Below are 16,047 nucleotides of genomic sequence, written 5' to 3'. Positions count from 1 at the left end.
CCCCATTTTTTTAAAAAATCATGTGATCGATTTGAATCACACTGGCTACTTTTTCACCGATCGTCACGACTCCAACGGCATGTTCTGTCTCTTGATTGTCTAGTTGGATATCCTCTTCGGTGATATCAAGAACTTCAATTACTTCTTCTACGAGGACCCCTTTGGTTTCCTCTTGCTTCTTCATGATCAATATATTTTTTTCGTAGGCTGGTTCCATAATCGGAATCAGTTTTGCCAAACGAATCACCGTTACGACAGACCCCCGCAGGTTGATCAACCCTTCTACCCACTCAGGTGCTAAGGGCACCTTCGTAAAGGAAGGAGCATCAATGACCTCGTCCACCGAGTCCGCCGAAATCAAATAGTACTGCTGGGCCATTTTGAAAAGTATCATCTGCATGTCGCTATCCTCCTAGGCATTAGGCAAAGGCTTTATCAATGGCAGTGATTACGCGGTCCGTGTCAAAGGGCTTCACGATAAAGTCCACCGCACCGGCGCGAATTGCATCCATCACCATTCCTTGTTGTCCCATGGCACTGCACATCACGACTTTCGCCTGCGCATCAAACGTGCGGATCATTTTTAACGCCTCTAAGCCGTCCACTTCCGGCATCGTGATATCCATGGTCACTAAGTCCGGTGTCGTTGCTTGGTATTTTTCAAAAGCCTCTTGGCCATTTTGGGCTTCCCCCACGACTTCATAGCCGTTTTTTTCTAAAATATCCTTTAATTTCATGCGCATAAATACCGCATCATCCACGATCAATACTTTTTTTGACATTGTATTTGCCCCTTTCAAATTCCTAATGAATCAAATATGTTTTCTAGTACACCGATTTCTGGAATCAAAAATAACGATGCCTCTAATGTTTCTTTGGCATAGACGAACTCATTACGGATTACCATCACCTGCTCATCATACTGGGCCATTGCCAAATAGATGGAACTGATCGCTGCGCCAAAGAAATCATAGCTGGCACTTGGTAAAGACGCACTCAGCTGTGTTTCCAACAGTTGCCCGATCGCGATCAAAAAAGAATTGGTGAGGATGTTGGTCAACTCATTGATGACTGATTGCTTCAACTCTTCTGACGGATCGCTTTCTTGGATCATCAACTGACGCAATTTTGCGGCGGATTCATCCGTTAAGACAAACAAGAAGATCCCCCGAAACGCCCCTTCGATTTGACTTATCACCACATGTACTTCTTTGTCTTCCGCCATGATCTGCTGATACAAATCCTCATAAGCTAGAATCTCGACTTCCGGTACCCGCATATCGATCGGTTGTTGGAGAAGCTTTGATAAACTAGTCGCAGCGTGGCCACCGCCGATATTGATCAGTTCTTTTAGTCCATCGATCTGCAGCGCTGTATAACTCATAAGCGGTCATCCTTTTTTTTCTGACAGATCGCATGAATGTCTAAGATCAGTGCGATCGAGCCGTTACCCATAATCGTTGCTCCTTGATAGCGATTCAGCTTTTGCAGCAGCGGATCGATTTTCTTGATGACGATCTCTTGTTGGCCGATCAATTCATCTGCCAAAATACCGTGAAATTGTTGGTCATTGTTGACGATAATTGCGAATTTTTTCTCAGATAGGTCGCCTTCGATCGCTAAGAGTTGATCGGTCCGAATCAACGGAATCAACTCTTCTTGAAAACGATAGACCTCATCTGAGACCGTCTGAATGATCTCTTCTTCTTTGATCATCACCACGCGTTCGACTAGATTTAATGGGATCGCAAAGGTTTCTTCGCCGACGCGAACCATCAATGCTTGAATGATCGACAGGGTCAATGGCAATTTGATCACAAACTGCGTGCCTTTATTCGGCTGACTCTTCATCTCGATAGTTCCCCCTAGTTGGGTAATCTTCGATTGCACGGCATCCATCCCGACACCGCGCCCAGAAATATTGGTCACTTCTTGGGCTGTTGAAAAACCGGGGTGGAAGATCAGCTGCTGCAACGCTTCATCGGAAAGGCCTGCCGTGGCTAAGCCTTTCTTTTCAGCACTTGCTTTGATTACTTGTGGATCAAGGCCTTTGCCATCATCCTCTAATGTAATGATCACGCGATTACCTTCTTGGTAGGCCGCCAAACGAATCGTGCCCTTGCGAGGTTTGCCCAGTTTTTCCCGAACGTTGGGTGCTTCGATGCCGTGATCGGCAGAATTACGCAACAGATGGACCAGGGGTTCGCTCAACTCAGAAACCACTGTTTTATCCAATTCCGTTTCTTCCCCAAAAATGACAAGTTCCATTTCTTTTTGCAGTTCATTGGATAAGTCCCTAACCATTCTTGGAAAGCGGCTGAAGACGACATTGACTTGCTGCATGCGGATCCGCAAGACCAAATCTTGCAGCTCAGAAGTCAATCGTGAAACTTGTTCTAAGGGGTCTTTGACTGCTTCGATGTTTTCCCGCTCACTGACATCTTCTAATTGATTGCGATAGACCACCAATTCGGATACGAGATCCAAGAATGAATCTAAGCGATTCAAGTCGACTCGGATTGATTGATTTTGGGCAGACGCATGATGTGCTAGCGCCGGTGATTTTTCTTTCGTTTCTGTTTTCGCTTGTTGGAGAGCAGGAGTTTCTGACTCTTGGGCCGACGCTGGCTGAAGCAGCTCTTCTGCCTCTTCCAACACAGCGGCTGATGGATCAAAAGGTGCCACCACGAAGGCTTCGATCTCACTATTGCTGGCGATGTTTTGCTCAACATCAGCTAGTGTCTGCTGTGTCAAATACAGCAGCGAGAAATCCGATTCAAAGGTGCCTTCTTCGAGTGTTTGGGCATCTGGTTCTGCATAGAGAACATCCCCTGTTTGACCAAGCTTTTCCATGATCAAAAAGGCACGAGCGCCTTTTAACATGGATTGGGCATCTAAGCGAACAGCAATTTGAACGGCTTGATAGCCATCTCCAGCCGCTTGCTCGATCACGTACAGATCAGAAGGATCGATCTGTTGAAACTGTGGGTTTAATGCGCCCGCTGCTGTAGGTTTTTGACTTGCTTCTGTCTCGGTTGGTAGGCCGCCAGAATGTTCCGTTTGGTCAAGTTCGGCCAATAAATCGGCAATTTGAGCTGGCTGCAGGTCACGTTCTTCCCGCAGATCCTCCACAAGTTCTGACAAGCGATCCAAACATTTGAAAATCAATGAGATCGATTGCTGGGTCACTTGCAAGGTCCCTGTTTTAAACAACTCAAAAATATTTTCCATTTTATGGGTCAGCTGCGTCATGACGTCATAGCCCATCGTTGCCGCCATCCCTTTAAGGGTATGGGCAGAACGGAAAATATCATTCAGCAAGGCGCTGTCTTGTGGATCGTTTTCCAATTGCAAGACATGATCATTCAACTGTGCTAAATGATCGTCTGTTTCTTCAAAGAAAAGGGTACGATAGACACTATTGTCATCCAAATGGGTCCCTCCTTTACAAAATTATACTTTTTGATAGATAAACGAATCGATTTTCTTGAGACCGAATTGTTCCGCGAAATTGATCGTTTCTGTCGCTCCCGTAAACAAAATGCCCCCTGGGACCAATGCATCACTGAATTTTTGATAGACGGCATCCCGAGCGTCACTTTTGAAATAGATCGTCACATTGCGACAAACGATCACATCAAAAGGTCCATTGTACGGGTCTTTCAAAAGATCGTGTTGCTTAAAATGAACCCGCCGTTTGATTTCTGTCTTGATCTGAAACTGGTTCTTTTCTATTGCATCAAAAAAACGGGTACGTTCTGCCGCTGAGACATTCCGCAATTCGTGCTCTCGATAGAGTCCTTGCTTGGCTTTTGCCAAAATTTGCATATCGATATCGGTGGCCAAGACATTGGCTGCAGCAATTTGGTTTTTTTCTAGCAGCATAGCGATCGTATAGGGTTCTGCCCCAATCGAACATGCGGCACTCCAAATTTTTGGCAGCGTGGTTTTCGGGAGAACAATGGTTTTCAAGATGCGTTCAAAGGCGTCAAATAGTTCTTTGTTGCGGTAAAATTCCGTTACGTTAATGGTGATATGGGCTAAAAAAGCTGCCCGCACCCCTTCATCTCCTTCGATCAATTGCTGGTATTCCCTCAACGTTTTTGCCCCGCTGTTTTCCATGATCGTAAGGATGCGGCGCTGCATTTGATTTTCTTTGTATGCGGCTAATGGAATCCCTAACCGGCGATCCACCCATGCATTAAATAAGGCAAATTCTTCTTCCATCTTCTTCACCCGACCATCTGTGCAATTTTTGCTTCAATATCCTGCAATGGCAGGACTTCATCAACGACTCCTTGTTCAATGGCATACCGCGGCATCCCAAAAACTGTACACGTTTCTTTGTCTTGAACGATCGTATAGCCCCCAGCCGTTTGGATCTGTCGTAAACCAGCGGTGCCGTCTTTCCCCATCCCCGTTAAAACGACCGCCGCTAGTTGCGCACCATAGTAATCGGCTGCTGAGGAAAAAAGATAATCGACGGTTGGGCGCGTCCCATGCCGTTTTTCTCGCTGGTCCAGTTGCAAATGTCCTTGTTGGATCGTCATGTGGTAATCCCCCGGGCAAAGATACACTTGATTTTCAATCCGCATGCCGTCGATTGCTTCTTGTACTCGGACGGTTGTCTCTGTGTCTAATCGCTTCGCAAAGGAAGCCGTAAATCCCGCTGGCATATGTTGAACGATCAAAATTGGGCAGCGCAGATGCGCGGGCAAGCGACGGATAATGCCCAGTAAGGCACGCGGGCCGCCTGTTGAAGCGCCAATGACCAGAGCGTCAAGATGAGACGACAAGCTGTTTTGCGTCAGCTTAGTGGGTTGGGCAGCCGTTGGCACCAGTGCTTGAGCTGTGCCGGCTTCATGATCCATCGCTAAAATCTTTTGATGAAATTCAGCGATCCATTCTTTTTCGATCATCGATAGACTGACTGGTTTTTCGACAAAATCTCGTGCGCCAAGCGCTAACGCCTCAATCGTGGTTTCTTGGTTGGTTAATGAGCTAAGCATGATGACCGGAATGGCTGATTGCTGTTTCATCTTCCGCAAGGTCTCTAATCCGTTCATCACTGGCATCTCCACATCCATTACCACCAAATCGATCGCTTCTTTGGTCAAATAATCCAATGCTTGTTTGCCATTGCGGGCAGCGACAGTCACCTCGATATCCGGCAACTGATTCAATAAATCTGTCACTACTTTCCGCATGAATGCCGAATCATCGACGATCATTACTTTTTTCATATCCCTGTACTCCTTTTACAAATAAACGATTTCTTGTTTGACTTGCCGAACCATGGTTTTGAAATCCTGAAGGTCTACGACCATGGTTCGACCAGCGCTGCCGCCCACATGTTTGGCCACGATCGGAATGTTTAGCTGATCCAAGACTTCCTCGACGGCTTCAATGTTACGCTGACCAATATTGCTGGCAGCATTAAGGGTCTGGAACTGAAACATATTGGCGCCGCCAACGATTTTCGCTTGAAAGCGAGGCCGGCGGATCTTTAGTTTCAACTCGGCGACCATCGCCGGCAATGCCAAGTCCGCAAACTTCTCGGGCTTGATTTCCCGCTTGTGCAAAAAAGGCTGACTATCTGGCAGCATAATATGACTCAAGCCGCCAATATGACTGGCTTCGTCGTAAATGATCGTGCCGATGCAAGAACCTAAGCCCACCGTGATCAAACGAGTTGGCGCTTGGGCGATCTTATACTCCGAGATCCCCACATGCAGTTCCTCATTCACGGTCATCATTGTCATCGTCATTGGCGGCTGCCAATTTCTCTGTCTGATAGGCGCCTAACTCATCCTTCATCTCTGCCGCTTGTTCATAGCTGAAGAGAAACGGCAGCTCCAATGCCAGTACAAGTTCATCATCTTTTTTCAGAAAGGCTTCGATATAGTTTTGCTTAAGTCCTGACGTATTTAATTCCGCATTGCTGGGACTTTCGGCTAAGGGTAGAATGCCGACGATCTCTTCCACGTAAAGACCGATCGCCTGTTCTTGCCAGTGACACAACAAGACCACATTTTGTCCGGTTTCCGGCGTAAATTCATCAAACAGCTTTTTGCGGATGTCAATGATCGGAACCATCGCCTCTTCAATGGGTTGAATACCCAGAACAAAATCCGCCACTTCTGGCAGCTGTGTGAAAGAGGCAGCCTCAATGACCCTTACCACATAATCGATCCGCAAGGCAAAGTGTTGTTGATGACTTTTAAATACAACGTATTGTTCCATTAGCGTCACCGCTCCTTTTTAGAATTTGAAACTATCCACTTGGAATTTAAGAATATTAGCGATTGTCTCAATTTCTTGTACATTCTGTTCAAAATTTTCGATGACCAAGTAGAAGTCCTCTAGGTTTGCGGTTACTTCTTGCGTCCCAGCAGAGGTCTCAGAAACGGCAGCAGAAATATTGCTGACAGAAACATGAACCATGTCTTTTTTTTCAACGATCCCGATAATATGGGATTCAACTGTTTGGATACTTGAAACCAATTTTTCGACAATGTCAGAGATCTCATTAGCGGACTCGATGGCTTTGTTAATATTGTTGGTCTGTCTTTCGCCGCTTTCAAAGGAATCCGTCACTGCAGAGACCACTTTTTCCGATTTTTTGCGGATCGTTTCAATGATCGAACGAATGCTCTTCGTTGATTGACTGCTTTGTTCCGCTAAACTGCGGACTTCTTCTGCAACAATGGCAAACCCCCGGCCCGCTTCCCCGGCCCGAGCTGCTTCGATGGATGCATTCAATGCCAGTAAGTTGGTCTGGTCAGAAATATCATTGATCAGCTGAACAATTTTTCCGATACTTTGGACATCTTCATTCATGTCGTTCATGCTTTCCACTAATTCTGCTTGGTTTTGCCGTTCGATCTCCCAACTTTCAAACACATGGAACATCATTTCTGAATTGTGGACATTACTGCTTTGGGATTGACCGACATACCCGTTCATCAATTCGATCTCTTTGTGGATCTCTTCGATACTTAAGGCTAATTCGTCCATATCAAAGGAGGTTTGTTCCGCTTCGGAGGCTTGTGAACTAGTAGCATCTGCGATGGCGTTCATCGTCTGACGCACATTTTCAATTGAATTTTTGGCATTTTTTGAGGTTGTCGTTAGACCGCCTACCATTTTTTCCATCCGGCTACTTTCTTCATGCATGCCAACGATCACCGCTTTGAAGGTGTTTAAAACCCCTTGAAAACGATTTTGAACTTGCCCAAAAAGGGAGATTTGGTCGCTGCTGCCGATCTCATCGATATGGGATAGATCGCCAGAACCGACTGCTTCTAGTTCTGCCAACAACGTATCCATGTCTGAATGGGTCTCTTTTTTTGCTAGATAGGTCATTCCTACTAACACTGCAATTTCTAGTAGCAGTACGATCACTGAAAAAATAAAGAAACTTTTTGCTGCTTGTCCGTCTCCGTTGGTGCGGATCACGAAGAAATAGCATCCTAATAATACGATCAGGGTAAATCCTAGCGGAATCAACACCGCCAAGCGGATTTTTTTGATGATAGCTTGTACCTTCTTCTTCATAACAGTATCCTTTCTTATGCAAAATGATCAGTCGTGCTGTTTATCAAGATTCGCTCTTCACTTGATAATCGTTGGGTCACTCCTTCTTTATCCGATTATGAAAACAATCTTCTAGTTCTTTAATCGGATCTTTTGCTAGAAAAGTTAAGCATCTTCACCAGACATATGTATCTTTTGGATCAGCAAAGCGAGTATAGCCGCCTTGGTATTCATCACGAACCAAACGACCGTTTTGCAGCTCGACTACCCGATTACGGACCGTATTGACCATCGTACTGTCATGGGTCGCCAATAGGATCGTGGCACCGACTTGATTGATCCGCAAGAGCAGTTTCATAACTTCGACGGCTGATTTCGCATCCAGATTGGCGGTGGGCTCATCGGCAATCAAGACTGCTGGATCTGTGACGATCGCTCGCGCGATTGCTACTTTTTTGCGCTGTCCCACTGAAAGCTCTTCGGGATAATGATCCTTTTGAGGAAACATGCCAACCAGTTGCAGCGCTTTGGCGGTTTTTTCCTGGCGCAGCTTGCGGGGAGTGCCTAGTACTTGCAGCGCATAGTCGACGTTTTTGGCAACCGTCAGATAAGGAAGCAAAAGGTCTTCTTGTCCGACGATACCGACTTGTCGCCGAATCATATAGAGATGACGGTCTTTGAGTTGTTCCAACAAGACATTGCCGACTTGGATAGAACCGGCCGAAAGTTCTTCTTCTTTCAAGAGCAATTTGAATAACGTTGATTTGCCGGCACCGCTGGGACCCACCACATAGATAAATTCTCCTTGAGGGATCGCAACAGAAATATCGGCCAATGCCAACGTGCCATTGCTGAATTTTTTACTGACCTTGGTTAAGCGAATCATGTTCTTTCTCCTCTAATCTGTAAAACGATTGATCACGGACCACATCTCATCGGCTGTCTGCATGGCTTTCGTATTCAGTCCATACGCACGCTGGGTCGTTAACAAGTCTGTCATGGAAGTCGCTAGATCCACCGTCGACTGTACTAACTGTCCTTGCAAGACGCTGCCAAAGGCTGCCGGATTGGTTTGCGAAGTAAGCAACGCTTGATCACCGGCACTGTACAGTTGGTTGCCCACTGGCGTGATGTTTTCTGTATTCGTCGGCTGATAAAGGGTCAGCTGTCCCAACACTCGAGTCTGACCATTTTCTTCCGTCGTCAACTGACCGCTGGCATCTATTGCGATTTGCTGCGCATCCGGCCACTGAGGGGTCGGTACGTTTGTGGTCATTGCCACAGGGTACCCTTCACTATTGACTAATTGCTTGTTCTCACTTAAATGAAAATTGCCTGCTCGACTCAGCAGCAATTGACCGGTTTGGTCCCGAACCCCGAAAAAGCCATTGCCTTGGATTGCGAGATCTAATGGCTGAGCAGTGCCCGCCAGATTGCCTTGGGCAAAACTTGTGGTCGTGGTTGCCTTCGCCCCCATTGACGCACCATATTGGGCGGTGTTGCCATTAAACAGCGTTTCTTCTGCACCGATGGCATTTTCCATCAATGCTTGAAAGTGCGTCGTTTGTGCTTGGTAGCCATTGGTATTGACGTTGGCGATATTGTTGGCTGTCGTGTCTAAGTTTGTCTGCAAATGATTCAACCCAGAACGGCTGATTCCTAGTAATCCACTGATATTCATTGACTCATCCTCAAATCTTTCCTAATTCGTTGACCGCTTTTTGCAATGTCTGATTCGTTGAACTCAAGACTTTCTGATTGGCTTCAAATTCCCGAGAAGTCTGGATCATCGCCACCATTTCATCGGCAACGGATACATTGGCTTGTTCTAAGGCACCTTGCTGGATTACTGGTGCATTCACATTGGTTCCTGCTGCGTTGCTAGTCACGTAGTTTTGACCATCTGTAGTCAGTGCTTCTGGGGGAAATGATTGGATCTGAAAGTTCGCTGGTCCCAAGGCGCTGACTGCTTGTCCATTGGCACCCAAGACAAGATAGCCTTCTTGTGTTACGTATTGATTCTGCTGATTGACGGTAAAGTCGCCATTTCTCGTATACAACCGCTGACCCGCATTGTTTTGAACGACAAAGTAGCCTTCGGAAAGCAGTGCAAAATCGCTGGCTTGTCCCGTCTGTTTGACGGCGCCTTGGTCTTGGCTGATCGTACTACCTGCCAGTTGCGTCCCTAAAGACAACCCACCGATATCGCGGCGAGTATCCGCATTGGGCCCGCTTTGATAATTATGCAGCGCCACTTCATCTAGTGCCGACTGAAACAAGGCTTTTGCTTGATACCCTGTTGTATTGACATTGGCAATATTGCCGCTCGTCGTCTCTTGTCGCTTTTGTAATAATGAAATGTTCCGTGATAAGACATCCAATCCTCGAATCATGCCAGTTCCTCCTCAATCAATGTGCGCAATTTGGCAATCGTTTTGCCGTGAATTTGTGAGACCCGCGGAATTGAAATTTCTAAGATTTCAGCGATTTCTTTTAACGTCAGTTCTTCGGTATAGTACAGACTTAAAATTATTTGTTCACGTTCCCCTAATTTTTTGATGCACGCAACCAAAGCGGTGCGTTTTTCTTCAGCGACTAAGGTATCTTCGACATTCTCGGCAGGATCCCGAACCATATCCTTTATCGTCATGCCTTCTTCTTGGTAAGCAAACAAGGTATCTTCCAAAGAGACGCTGGCTAAGTAGTGCAAACTCTCATAAATATCCGCTAGTTGACTTTGGTTGATTCCCAGCTGTTTGCAGATCTCAGTATCGGTCGCTTCTCTTTTGAGGCTTTGCTCCAACTCTTGCCGTGCTTGATAAAACTGATTGACTGCCGCCATTTTGTAACGGGAGATTTTGGCGTGCTTGCGTACTTCATCAATAATTGCCCCTTTGATGCGAATCACTGCATAGCTTTCAAAAGGAACTTTTTTTGAGGGATCGAATTTCCGCAAGGCATCCATCAGCCCAATCACCCCAATATTGTAGAGATCACCTGATTCATAATCGGCGGTTTTGATAGACAGGCGCTGAACCACCCGTTCCACTAGCGGCAGATACTTGATGATCTCCGCTTCTCGATCGACTTCATACATCGGCGATGCCCCTTCCTAAGAAAATTCTGCTTAAATGTCAATACTGCCCACCGTTTCGATCGCAATTTCATTGGGAATCTCATTTAGAGAAAGAACGGCGATATCTGGGAAATTAAAAACAATCATTTTTTTGAATGCTAACCGGATCTTAGGCGATGCCAGAATGACGAAATTGATATTTTGAGCAATCGCCGCATGTTGGATCCCACTGATGGAATCCAACAGCTTGGTCACGGTATCTGGTTTTAAGACCGGGTACGAGCCAGTTGCAGTTTTTTGGATACTTTGAGCGATGATTTCTTCTAGTTTCGGCTGGATCACCGCCACTTGCAGCTCGTGTCGTTCATTGGCATACTTGGCAGCGATCGTCCGTTTCAATGCTTGGCGGACATATTCTGTCAAAACTTCTACGTCTTTCGTGACAACGCCGTAATCGGCTAAGGTTTCTAAGATCGTTGCTAAGTCATTGATAGGAATTTGTTCATCCAATAAATTTTGTAAAACTTTTTGGACCTCGCCGAGCCGCAAAATATCGGGGATCAATTCATCGATCACGACATTGTACTGCTCTTTGATGCCCTCCAATAATTTCTTGACTTCTTGGCGACCTAACAGCTCTGGTGCATGGGCATAGATGATTTCTTTTAAGTGTGTTGCGATCACAGTCAAAGGCTCGATAATCGTAAACCCTTGCAGATCCGCCATCTCCTTATCGGATTCATCGATCCACATTGCATCCAGATGAAAGGCTGGTTCTTTTGTTGCGATTCCTTGAAAAGGAAACGGCTCTTCTTTCGGGCTGATCACCATGACTTTGTTCGGGTAAATATCGCCGCGGCCGACTTCGTTGCCACGAATCTTGATCACGTAATCATTGGCATCCAAATAGAGGTTGTCGCGAATACGAACGGGACTGACTAAGATCCCTAATTCTCTGGCACTCTGTTTACGGATCGCCACAATGCGGTTCATTAAGCTGTTGTCGACCGAACTATCCACGATAGGGATTAGACCATAACCGATTTCCACTGAGATTGGTTCCACTTGGAAAGAAGCCACGGAATCATCTTCTTCCTGCGCTTCTTTTTTGCGTTCTAGTGCCAATTTTTGTTCCCATTGTTTTTGTTCCACTCGCTGCTTTTCTTCTTTTTGCGTAACCAGAAAGCTGGCTGCGAAAAGGCCTAAACCAATCAACACAAAAGGAACAAAAGGAAACCCAGGAACTAAGGCTAAGACGAAGAGAATCGCCCCCACGATCCGAAACAGTTGGGGATTACGCATCACATCTGCCGCAATATCCAAACCAAAGGAACTATCGTTATCGGAACGAGTCACGATTACCCCGGAAGCAATCGAAATCAGTAAAGAGGGAATCGAGCTGACCAAGCCATCCCCGATCGCCAGTTTCCCGAATTGGGCGAAGGCTTCCATGACGGTCATTTGTCCCCCCATGGAGAAAATGATCGCTCCGCCGACTAAATTGATGACAGTGATTAAGATCCCTGCGATCGCATCCCCTTTGACAAACTTGCTGGCACCATCCATCGAACCAAAGAAATCAGCTTCTCGCTGCAGATCTTTTCGTCGTTTGCGGGCATCCGCTTCCGTGATCAAACCAGCATTTAGGTCGGAATCGATCGCCATTTGCTTGCCGGGCATCGCATCCAATGTGAATCGAGCAGTCACTTCGGAGACACGCCCTGCACCATTGGTCACGACGACTAGCTGAACCACCATGATGATTACGAACAAAATGATCCCCACGATGTAATTGCTGCCGGCAACGACATTGGCGAAGGCATCGATCACGTGTCCGCCATTTCCTTGGGTCAAGATCAAACGAGTGGAAGATAGATTCAAGCCTAAACGAAACATCGTTGTGATCAGTAGCAAGGTTGGAAACGTAGTGAATTCCAACACTGATTTGGTAAACAGGGTGATCAGTAAAATGTTGATCGCGATCGTCAAATTGATAATGATCAGAATATCTAATAATGCACTCGGTAATGGAATAATAATCAAACCAATAATAGCTAGGACGATCACCGAGATTAAGATATCCGCCAGACCAATGCCTTTTTTCGGTTTTGAGGCAGCCTCATTCATTTTAGTTCCTCCTGTTTCCTTAAATCTTGCCGCGTTGGCTTTCTTCTAGCTGATAGACCAAAGCGATGATTTCAGCAATGGCTTCATACATTTCAACAGGGATGAGATCCCCGGGTTCTACTTGACGGTAAAGGGCCCGTGCTACTTCACGGTTTTCGATTTGTGGGATATTTTCTTTCAGTGCTTCTGCTTTCATCCGCTGCGCCAGCTGATCTGCCCCTTTGGCCAAGACCCGTGGCACCCCTTCACTGCTGGCATCGTAACGAATCGCAATGGCGAAATGGGTCGGATTGGTGATCAAAACCGTCGCTTCTTTGACGTTGGCGATGGCATTTTGGGTCATCGCACGGTATTTCGCTTTGCGCTGTGCTTTGACTTGCGGATCACCTTCCATTTGCTTGAACTCTTCTTTGACTTCCTGTTTGCTCATCATCAAGTTCTTGCGATGGCTATAGCGTTGGTAGCCGTAGTCGACTACGGCCAAAATGATCAAGAAAATCGAGATCTGTAAGAACAATTCTTTGGCCCGCAGCAGCATGAACAGGATCGTTTTTTCCAACCCCACTTCACTCAAACCCAGTAAAACAGGGACGGCGGCTAAAAATTGTTGATAGCACAAGTAGACGATCACGCCGAATTTTGCCAATGTTTTGCCTAAATTCATCAACGAGCGCAAACTGAATTGCTGCTTGATCCCGCTGATAGGGTTCAGCTTTTTAAAGTCTGGTTTGACGGCCTTTCCTGAAAACAACAGACCGACTTGGGCATAATTCGTAATAAGCCCGACTCCGAGCGCGACCAGAAAGACGGGCGCACACAACAAAAGCAGCAGCAAGATACTCTGCACCCCCAGTTTCGGCAGATCCGCCAAACTGGATTGATAATCAGCCAGCTGCGCCAAACTTCGGGAAAAATAAGGCAAAAAAGAAGCGGCGAAAAACTGCCATAAAGACAGAGTCAAAAACGAGAAGACCAGTAGCGAAACAGCAGCTGCTAATTCCTGGGTCTTAGGTACCTCCCCGCGTTTGCGGGCATCCCGCAGCCGCTTGGCACTGGGTAGTTCGGTTTTGCCATCTTTTTCTGCCATCTTCTCACCTCCTGCTGGCTGCCTGTTACTTTATTGAAAAGACTTGATAAACTCCTGCAAGTAGCGGACCGTATCTGGCAAGTGTTTGCCTAAGTACGAAAGGACATTGGGTAATAGCAAGAGAAACACCACAAAACTGATGGCGGTTTTCATCGAAAGACTCATCATCAAAATATTGATCTGGGGAATCGACCGAGAAATCACACCTAGCACGAGGTCCACCAACAGCAGCGCAATGATCATTGGTGCTGCAAGATTGACTGCCATCACCATCATTTGGCTGAAAAGTTTGACGATGCCTTCAACCGTCGTGCCTTGGATCACCACAGAGCCTAAGGGCACGATCCGAAAAGACAACAGCAGTGCTGTAATCAGTCGATGATGCAGATCAAGTCCAAAAAACACAGCGATCGTCAGCCAATAGTACGTTTTGCCATACTGGGAAGAGGCGATTTGCAACGTCGGATCATAGGCTTGCGCCATCGAAAAACCCACTTGAAAGTCGATCAATTGGCCCGCAATTTCCACACCGGTAAAGACCAGCTGACTCAAATAGCCCATCGCCATTCCAAACAGTACTTCTTTGATGACGAAAACCGTCATCATAAAGAGGGAAAGCTCGGGAATCGCAGGTGCCGTCGGCAGACATAGGACCGTCAACGCCATGCCGATCACGATTTTTGCCAGTGACGGAAAATTTTGCTGTGAGAAGATCGGACAAAGGACGACAAACGCCAATATTCGACAAAAAATCAACACCGTCGCTTGAATCGGCGCCATCAGGTTTCCTCCTTACATTGCTGAAATCATCTTGAAGATCATTTTGGTAAAATTCAACAAGAGATTCAGCATAAAATTCCCGGCCAAAATCAAGGTCAAAAAAATCGCTAATAGTTTCGGCACAAAGCTCAACGTTTGTTCTTGGATTTGGGTAGTGGCTTGAAAAATACTGATCACCAATCCAACGAGCATGCCGACCAATAAGGCAGGGCCAGATATCGCTAAAATTCGAAGAAAGGCTTCCCTTAGCACATCAAGTACCATTTCTACTGTCATTTCCTCTTGGCTCCTTTCTTAGCGGCTATTGAAAACTCTTGATCAGCGACTCCACGATCAGATACCAGCCATCCACTAAAACAAATAGTAAGATCTTGAAGGGGAGTGAGATCATGATCGGCGACAGCATCATCATCCCCATCGACATCAAGATACTGGAGACGACCAGATCAATGATCAAAAAGGGGATAAAAATCAAAAAGCCAATACTGAAAGCCGTTCGTAATTCACTGATAATAAAAGCCGGTACCATAACGGTCAGAGGAACATCGTCAGAAGAATGATACTTTTCGGTCTCCCCATCAGCTTCCGCAAACAAGGCAATGTCTTTTTCCCGTGTCTGTACCATCATAAAGGCCTTGATTCGTTTTTCTGAGCGGTCAAAAGCTTCGGCTTGGCTGATCTCTTGTCGATCAAACGGTTCGATCGCTTGCTGGTAGACGTCGGTATACACAGGTTTCATAATAAAAAATGTCAAGAATAAGGCCAACCCGATCAATACTTGATTGGGCGGGTTTTGCTGTGTACCTAACGAACTGCGCACAAAGGACAAGACCATGATGATACGAGTAAAAGAGGTCATCATGATCAGCAAGACCGGTAAGAGGGAAAGCAGCGTCAGCAACAAGAAGGTATTGATCGTATCACTTGAGCCATTCCCATTCGACAATAAATTGTTGATGGTGGAGCTGACGTCTTCCGTGTCGAGCGCAAACGCCGTCTGCGGAAGCATCAAACTGCTGAAAAGGACCGCAGCCATGATCTTGATATCTCTGCCTTTGATCTTCATTTTTGCTTGCCTCGTTTTCCAGCAATTTCCGCCTTGGCTTTGTTGAGCCATTCAGAAAAATCTTTGCCAGCTTGCACTTGGGTGTTTTCTAGGCTTTGCTGTAAAAAAGCGGCCGTTTCTTCTGGCGTCAACTCTTTGATGATCTGATTTTGCTGTTCAGAAAAGCTCATGACATAACATTTGTCCATGATTTGGACGATCCCGATCGAAGACGACTTGCTGACGGCGATTTTTTGTAAAATACGCAACTGGTGATTGTGCTGGTTCGTGTAACGATTTAAATATTTCAAACTGATGTTGATCAAATAAAGAATAAGCAGCAAAAACCCAATCATTTTGACCAGCGATAAAAATGTTTCCATCAACACGCCTCTT

19 protein-coding genes are annotated in these 16,047 nt (G+C 46.1%); all 19 read right to left on the bottom strand.

Translation table 11 applies throughout. The features are described from left to right. Positions 1-10 precede the first annotated feature (10 nt). The gene (locus DVW06_RS11600) at positions 11-400 is read right to left on the bottom strand and encodes a chemotaxis protein CheW (RefSeq protein ID WP_005472960.1); all 390 of its coding nucleotides are present in this window, start codon (positions 398-400) and stop codon (positions 11-13) included. 19 nt (positions 401-419) lie between these two features. After that, positions 420-782 (bottom strand): response regulator, encoded by a 363-nt coding sequence (locus DVW06_RS11595; protein WP_003129084.1) that lies wholly within the window; start codon positions 780-782, stop codon positions 420-422. Positions 783-796: 14 nt separating this feature from the next. Then, positions 797-1,384: a chemotaxis protein CheC gene (locus DVW06_RS11590; RefSeq protein WP_003129083.1), complete on the bottom strand. Its 588-nt coding sequence runs from the start codon at positions 1,382-1,384 to the stop codon at positions 797-799. Continuing rightward, positions 1,381-3,432 carry a chemotaxis protein CheA gene (locus DVW06_RS11585; RefSeq protein ID WP_003129082.1) on the bottom strand — a complete coding sequence of 684 codons (2,052 nt, stop codon included), beginning with the start codon at positions 3,430-3,432 and terminating at the stop codon, positions 1,381-1,383. Before DVW06_RS11585 ends, DVW06_RS11590 begins: the two co-directional genes overlap by 4 nt. A 21-nt stretch (positions 3,433-3,453) precedes the next feature. Continuing rightward, on the bottom strand, positions 3,454-4,227 hold the full coding sequence (locus DVW06_RS11580) for a CheR family methyltransferase (RefSeq protein WP_003129081.1): 774 nt from the start codon (positions 4,225-4,227) through the stop codon (positions 3,454-3,456). Between the two features lie 5 nt (positions 4,228-4,232). Next, the gene (locus tag DVW06_RS11575; protein WP_003129080.1) at positions 4,233-5,243 is read right to left on the bottom strand and encodes a protein-glutamate methylesterase/protein-glutamine glutaminase; all 1,011 of its coding nucleotides are present in this window, start codon (positions 5,241-5,243) and stop codon (positions 4,233-4,235) included. A 15-nt stretch (positions 5,244-5,258) separates the two neighbouring features. Beyond that, positions 5,259-5,768, bottom strand: a complete 510-nt coding sequence (locus DVW06_RS11570) for a chemotaxis protein CheD (RefSeq protein WP_003129079.1) — start codon at positions 5,766-5,768, stop codon at positions 5,259-5,261. Further along, positions 5,740-6,243, bottom strand: a complete 504-nt coding sequence (locus DVW06_RS11565; protein WP_005472965.1) for a chemotaxis protein CheW — start codon at positions 6,241-6,243, stop codon at positions 5,740-5,742. Before DVW06_RS11565 ends, DVW06_RS11570 begins: the two co-directional genes overlap by 29 nt. Before the next feature lie 18 nt (positions 6,244-6,261). Next, on the bottom strand, positions 6,262-7,557 hold the full coding sequence (locus DVW06_RS11560) for a methyl-accepting chemotaxis protein (protein ID WP_137264687.1): 1,296 nt from the start codon (positions 7,555-7,557) through the stop codon (positions 6,262-6,264). A gap of 154 nt (positions 7,558-7,711) precedes the next feature. Further along, positions 7,712-8,422, bottom strand: coding sequence for a cell division ATP-binding protein FtsE (locus DVW06_RS11555; protein ID WP_003129076.1), 711 nt, complete (start codon positions 8,420-8,422; stop codon positions 7,712-7,714). Positions 8,423-8,434: 12 nt separating this feature from the next. Continuing rightward, the gene (locus DVW06_RS17695; RefSeq protein ID WP_003129075.1) at positions 8,435-9,217 is read right to left on the bottom strand and encodes a flagellar hook-basal body protein; all 783 of its coding nucleotides are present in this window, start codon (positions 9,215-9,217) and stop codon (positions 8,435-8,437) included. A 10-nt stretch (positions 9,218-9,227) separates the two neighbouring features. Further along, positions 9,228-9,929: a flagellar hook-basal body protein gene (locus DVW06_RS11545; RefSeq protein WP_003129074.1), complete on the bottom strand. Its 702-nt coding sequence runs from the start codon at positions 9,927-9,929 to the stop codon at positions 9,228-9,230. Next, positions 9,926-10,633, bottom strand: coding sequence for a sigma-70 family RNA polymerase sigma factor (locus tag DVW06_RS11540; RefSeq protein ID WP_003129072.1), 708 nt, complete (start codon positions 10,631-10,633; stop codon positions 9,926-9,928). The genes DVW06_RS11545 and DVW06_RS11540 overlap by 4 nt, the downstream gene beginning before the upstream one ends. 30 nt (positions 10,634-10,663) lie before the next feature. Beyond that, positions 10,664-12,739 (bottom strand): flagellar biosynthesis protein FlhA, encoded by a 2,076-nt coding sequence (gene flhA, locus DVW06_RS11535; protein WP_137264686.1) that lies wholly within the window; start codon positions 12,737-12,739, stop codon positions 10,664-10,666. A gap of 19 nt (positions 12,740-12,758) precedes the next feature. After that, a complete protein-coding gene (locus DVW06_RS11530) occupies positions 12,759-13,826 on the bottom strand; it encodes an EscU/YscU/HrcU family type III secretion system export apparatus switch protein (RefSeq protein WP_005472967.1) in 1,068 nt (355 codons plus the stop codon). A gap of 30 nt (positions 13,827-13,856) precedes the next feature. After that, a complete protein-coding gene (fliR, locus tag DVW06_RS11525) occupies positions 13,857-14,606 on the bottom strand; it encodes a flagellar biosynthetic protein FliR (protein ID WP_003129067.1) in 750 nt (249 codons plus the stop codon). A 12-nt stretch (positions 14,607-14,618) separates the two neighbouring features. After that, a complete protein-coding gene (fliQ, locus tag DVW06_RS11520; protein ID WP_003129065.1) occupies positions 14,619-14,882 on the bottom strand; it encodes a flagellar biosynthesis protein FliQ in 264 nt (87 codons plus the stop codon). Between the two features lie 25 nt (positions 14,883-14,907). Beyond that, on the bottom strand, positions 14,908-15,672 hold the full coding sequence (gene fliP, locus DVW06_RS11515) for a flagellar type III secretion system pore protein FliP (protein ID WP_005232783.1): 765 nt from the start codon (positions 15,670-15,672) through the stop codon (positions 14,908-14,910). Further along, the gene (locus tag DVW06_RS11510; RefSeq protein WP_003129061.1) at positions 15,669-16,034 is read right to left on the bottom strand and encodes a flagellar biosynthetic protein FliO; all 366 of its coding nucleotides are present in this window, start codon (positions 16,032-16,034) and stop codon (positions 15,669-15,671) included. The genes fliP and DVW06_RS11510 overlap by 4 nt, the downstream gene beginning before the upstream one ends. Positions 16,035-16,047: the final 13 nt, after the last annotated feature.

The organism is Enterococcus sp. ARL09-542, from assembly GCF_005234805.1.
Taxonomy (GTDB): domain Bacteria; phylum Bacillota; class Bacilli; order Lactobacillales; family Enterococcaceae; genus Enterococcus_D; species Enterococcus_D gallinarum.
Note: the sequence above shows the minus strand (reverse complement) of the source record. Positions and strands in the feature narration are given on the sequence as shown.

Excerpts from the sequence above, each read along its gene's own strand:
- DVW06_RS11600 (WP_005472960.1), bottom strand. The coding sequence starts at position 400 with ATGCAGATGATACTTTTCAAAATGGCCCAGCAGTACTATTTGATTTCG.
- DVW06_RS11595 (WP_003129084.1), bottom strand. The coding sequence starts at position 782 with ATGTCAAAAAAAGTATTGATCGTGGATGATGCGGTATTTATGCGCATG.
- DVW06_RS11590 (WP_003129083.1), bottom strand. The coding sequence starts at position 1,384 with ATGAGTTATACAGCGCTGCAGATCGATGGACTAAAAGAACTGATCAAT.
- DVW06_RS11580 (WP_003129081.1), bottom strand. The coding sequence starts at position 4,227 with ATGGAAGAAGAATTTGCCTTATTTAATGCATGGGTGGATCGCCGGTTA.
- DVW06_RS11575 (WP_003129080.1), bottom strand. The coding sequence starts at position 5,243 with ATGAAAAAAGTAATGATCGTCGATGATTCGGCATTCATGCGGAAAGTA.
- DVW06_RS11570 (WP_003129079.1), bottom strand. The coding sequence starts at position 5,768 with ATGACGATGACAATGATGACCGTGAATGAGGAACTGCATGTGGGGATC.
- DVW06_RS11565 (WP_005472965.1), bottom strand. The coding sequence starts at position 6,243 with ATGGAACAATACGTTGTATTTAAAAGTCATCAACAACACTTTGCCTTG.
- DVW06_RS11560 (WP_137264687.1), bottom strand. The coding sequence starts at position 7,557 with ATGAAGAAGAAGGTACAAGCTATCATCAAAAAAATCCGCTTGGCGGTG.
- DVW06_RS11555 (WP_003129076.1), bottom strand. The coding sequence starts at position 8,422 with ATGATTCGCTTAACCAAGGTCAGTAAAAAATTCAGCAATGGCACGTTG.
- DVW06_RS17695 (WP_003129075.1), bottom strand. The coding sequence starts at position 9,217 with ATGAATATCAGTGGATTACTAGGAATCAGCCGTTCTGGGTTGAATCAT.
- DVW06_RS11545 (WP_003129074.1), bottom strand. The coding sequence starts at position 9,929 with ATGATTCGAGGATTGGATGTCTTATCACGGAACATTTCATTATTACAA.
- DVW06_RS11540 (WP_003129072.1), bottom strand. The coding sequence starts at position 10,633 with ATGTATGAAGTCGATCGAGAAGCGGAGATCATCAAGTATCTGCCGCTA.
- flhA (WP_137264686.1), bottom strand. The coding sequence starts at position 12,739 with ATGAATGAGGCTGCCTCAAAACCGAAAAAAGGCATTGGTCTGGCGGAT.
- DVW06_RS11530 (WP_005472967.1), bottom strand. The coding sequence starts at position 13,826 with ATGGCAGAAAAAGATGGCAAAACCGAACTACCCAGTGCCAAGCGGCTG.
- fliR (WP_003129067.1), bottom strand. The coding sequence starts at position 14,606 with ATGGCGCCGATTCAAGCGACGGTGTTGATTTTTTGTCGAATATTGGCG.
- fliQ (WP_003129065.1), bottom strand. The coding sequence starts at position 14,882 with ATGACAGTAGAAATGGTACTTGATGTGCTAAGGGAAGCCTTTCTTCGA.
- fliP (WP_005232783.1), bottom strand. The coding sequence starts at position 15,672 with ATGAAGATCAAAGGCAGAGATATCAAGATCATGGCTGCGGTCCTTTTC.
- DVW06_RS11510 (WP_003129061.1), bottom strand. The coding sequence starts at position 16,034 with ATGGAAACATTTTTATCGCTGGTCAAAATGATTGGGTTTTTGCTGCTT.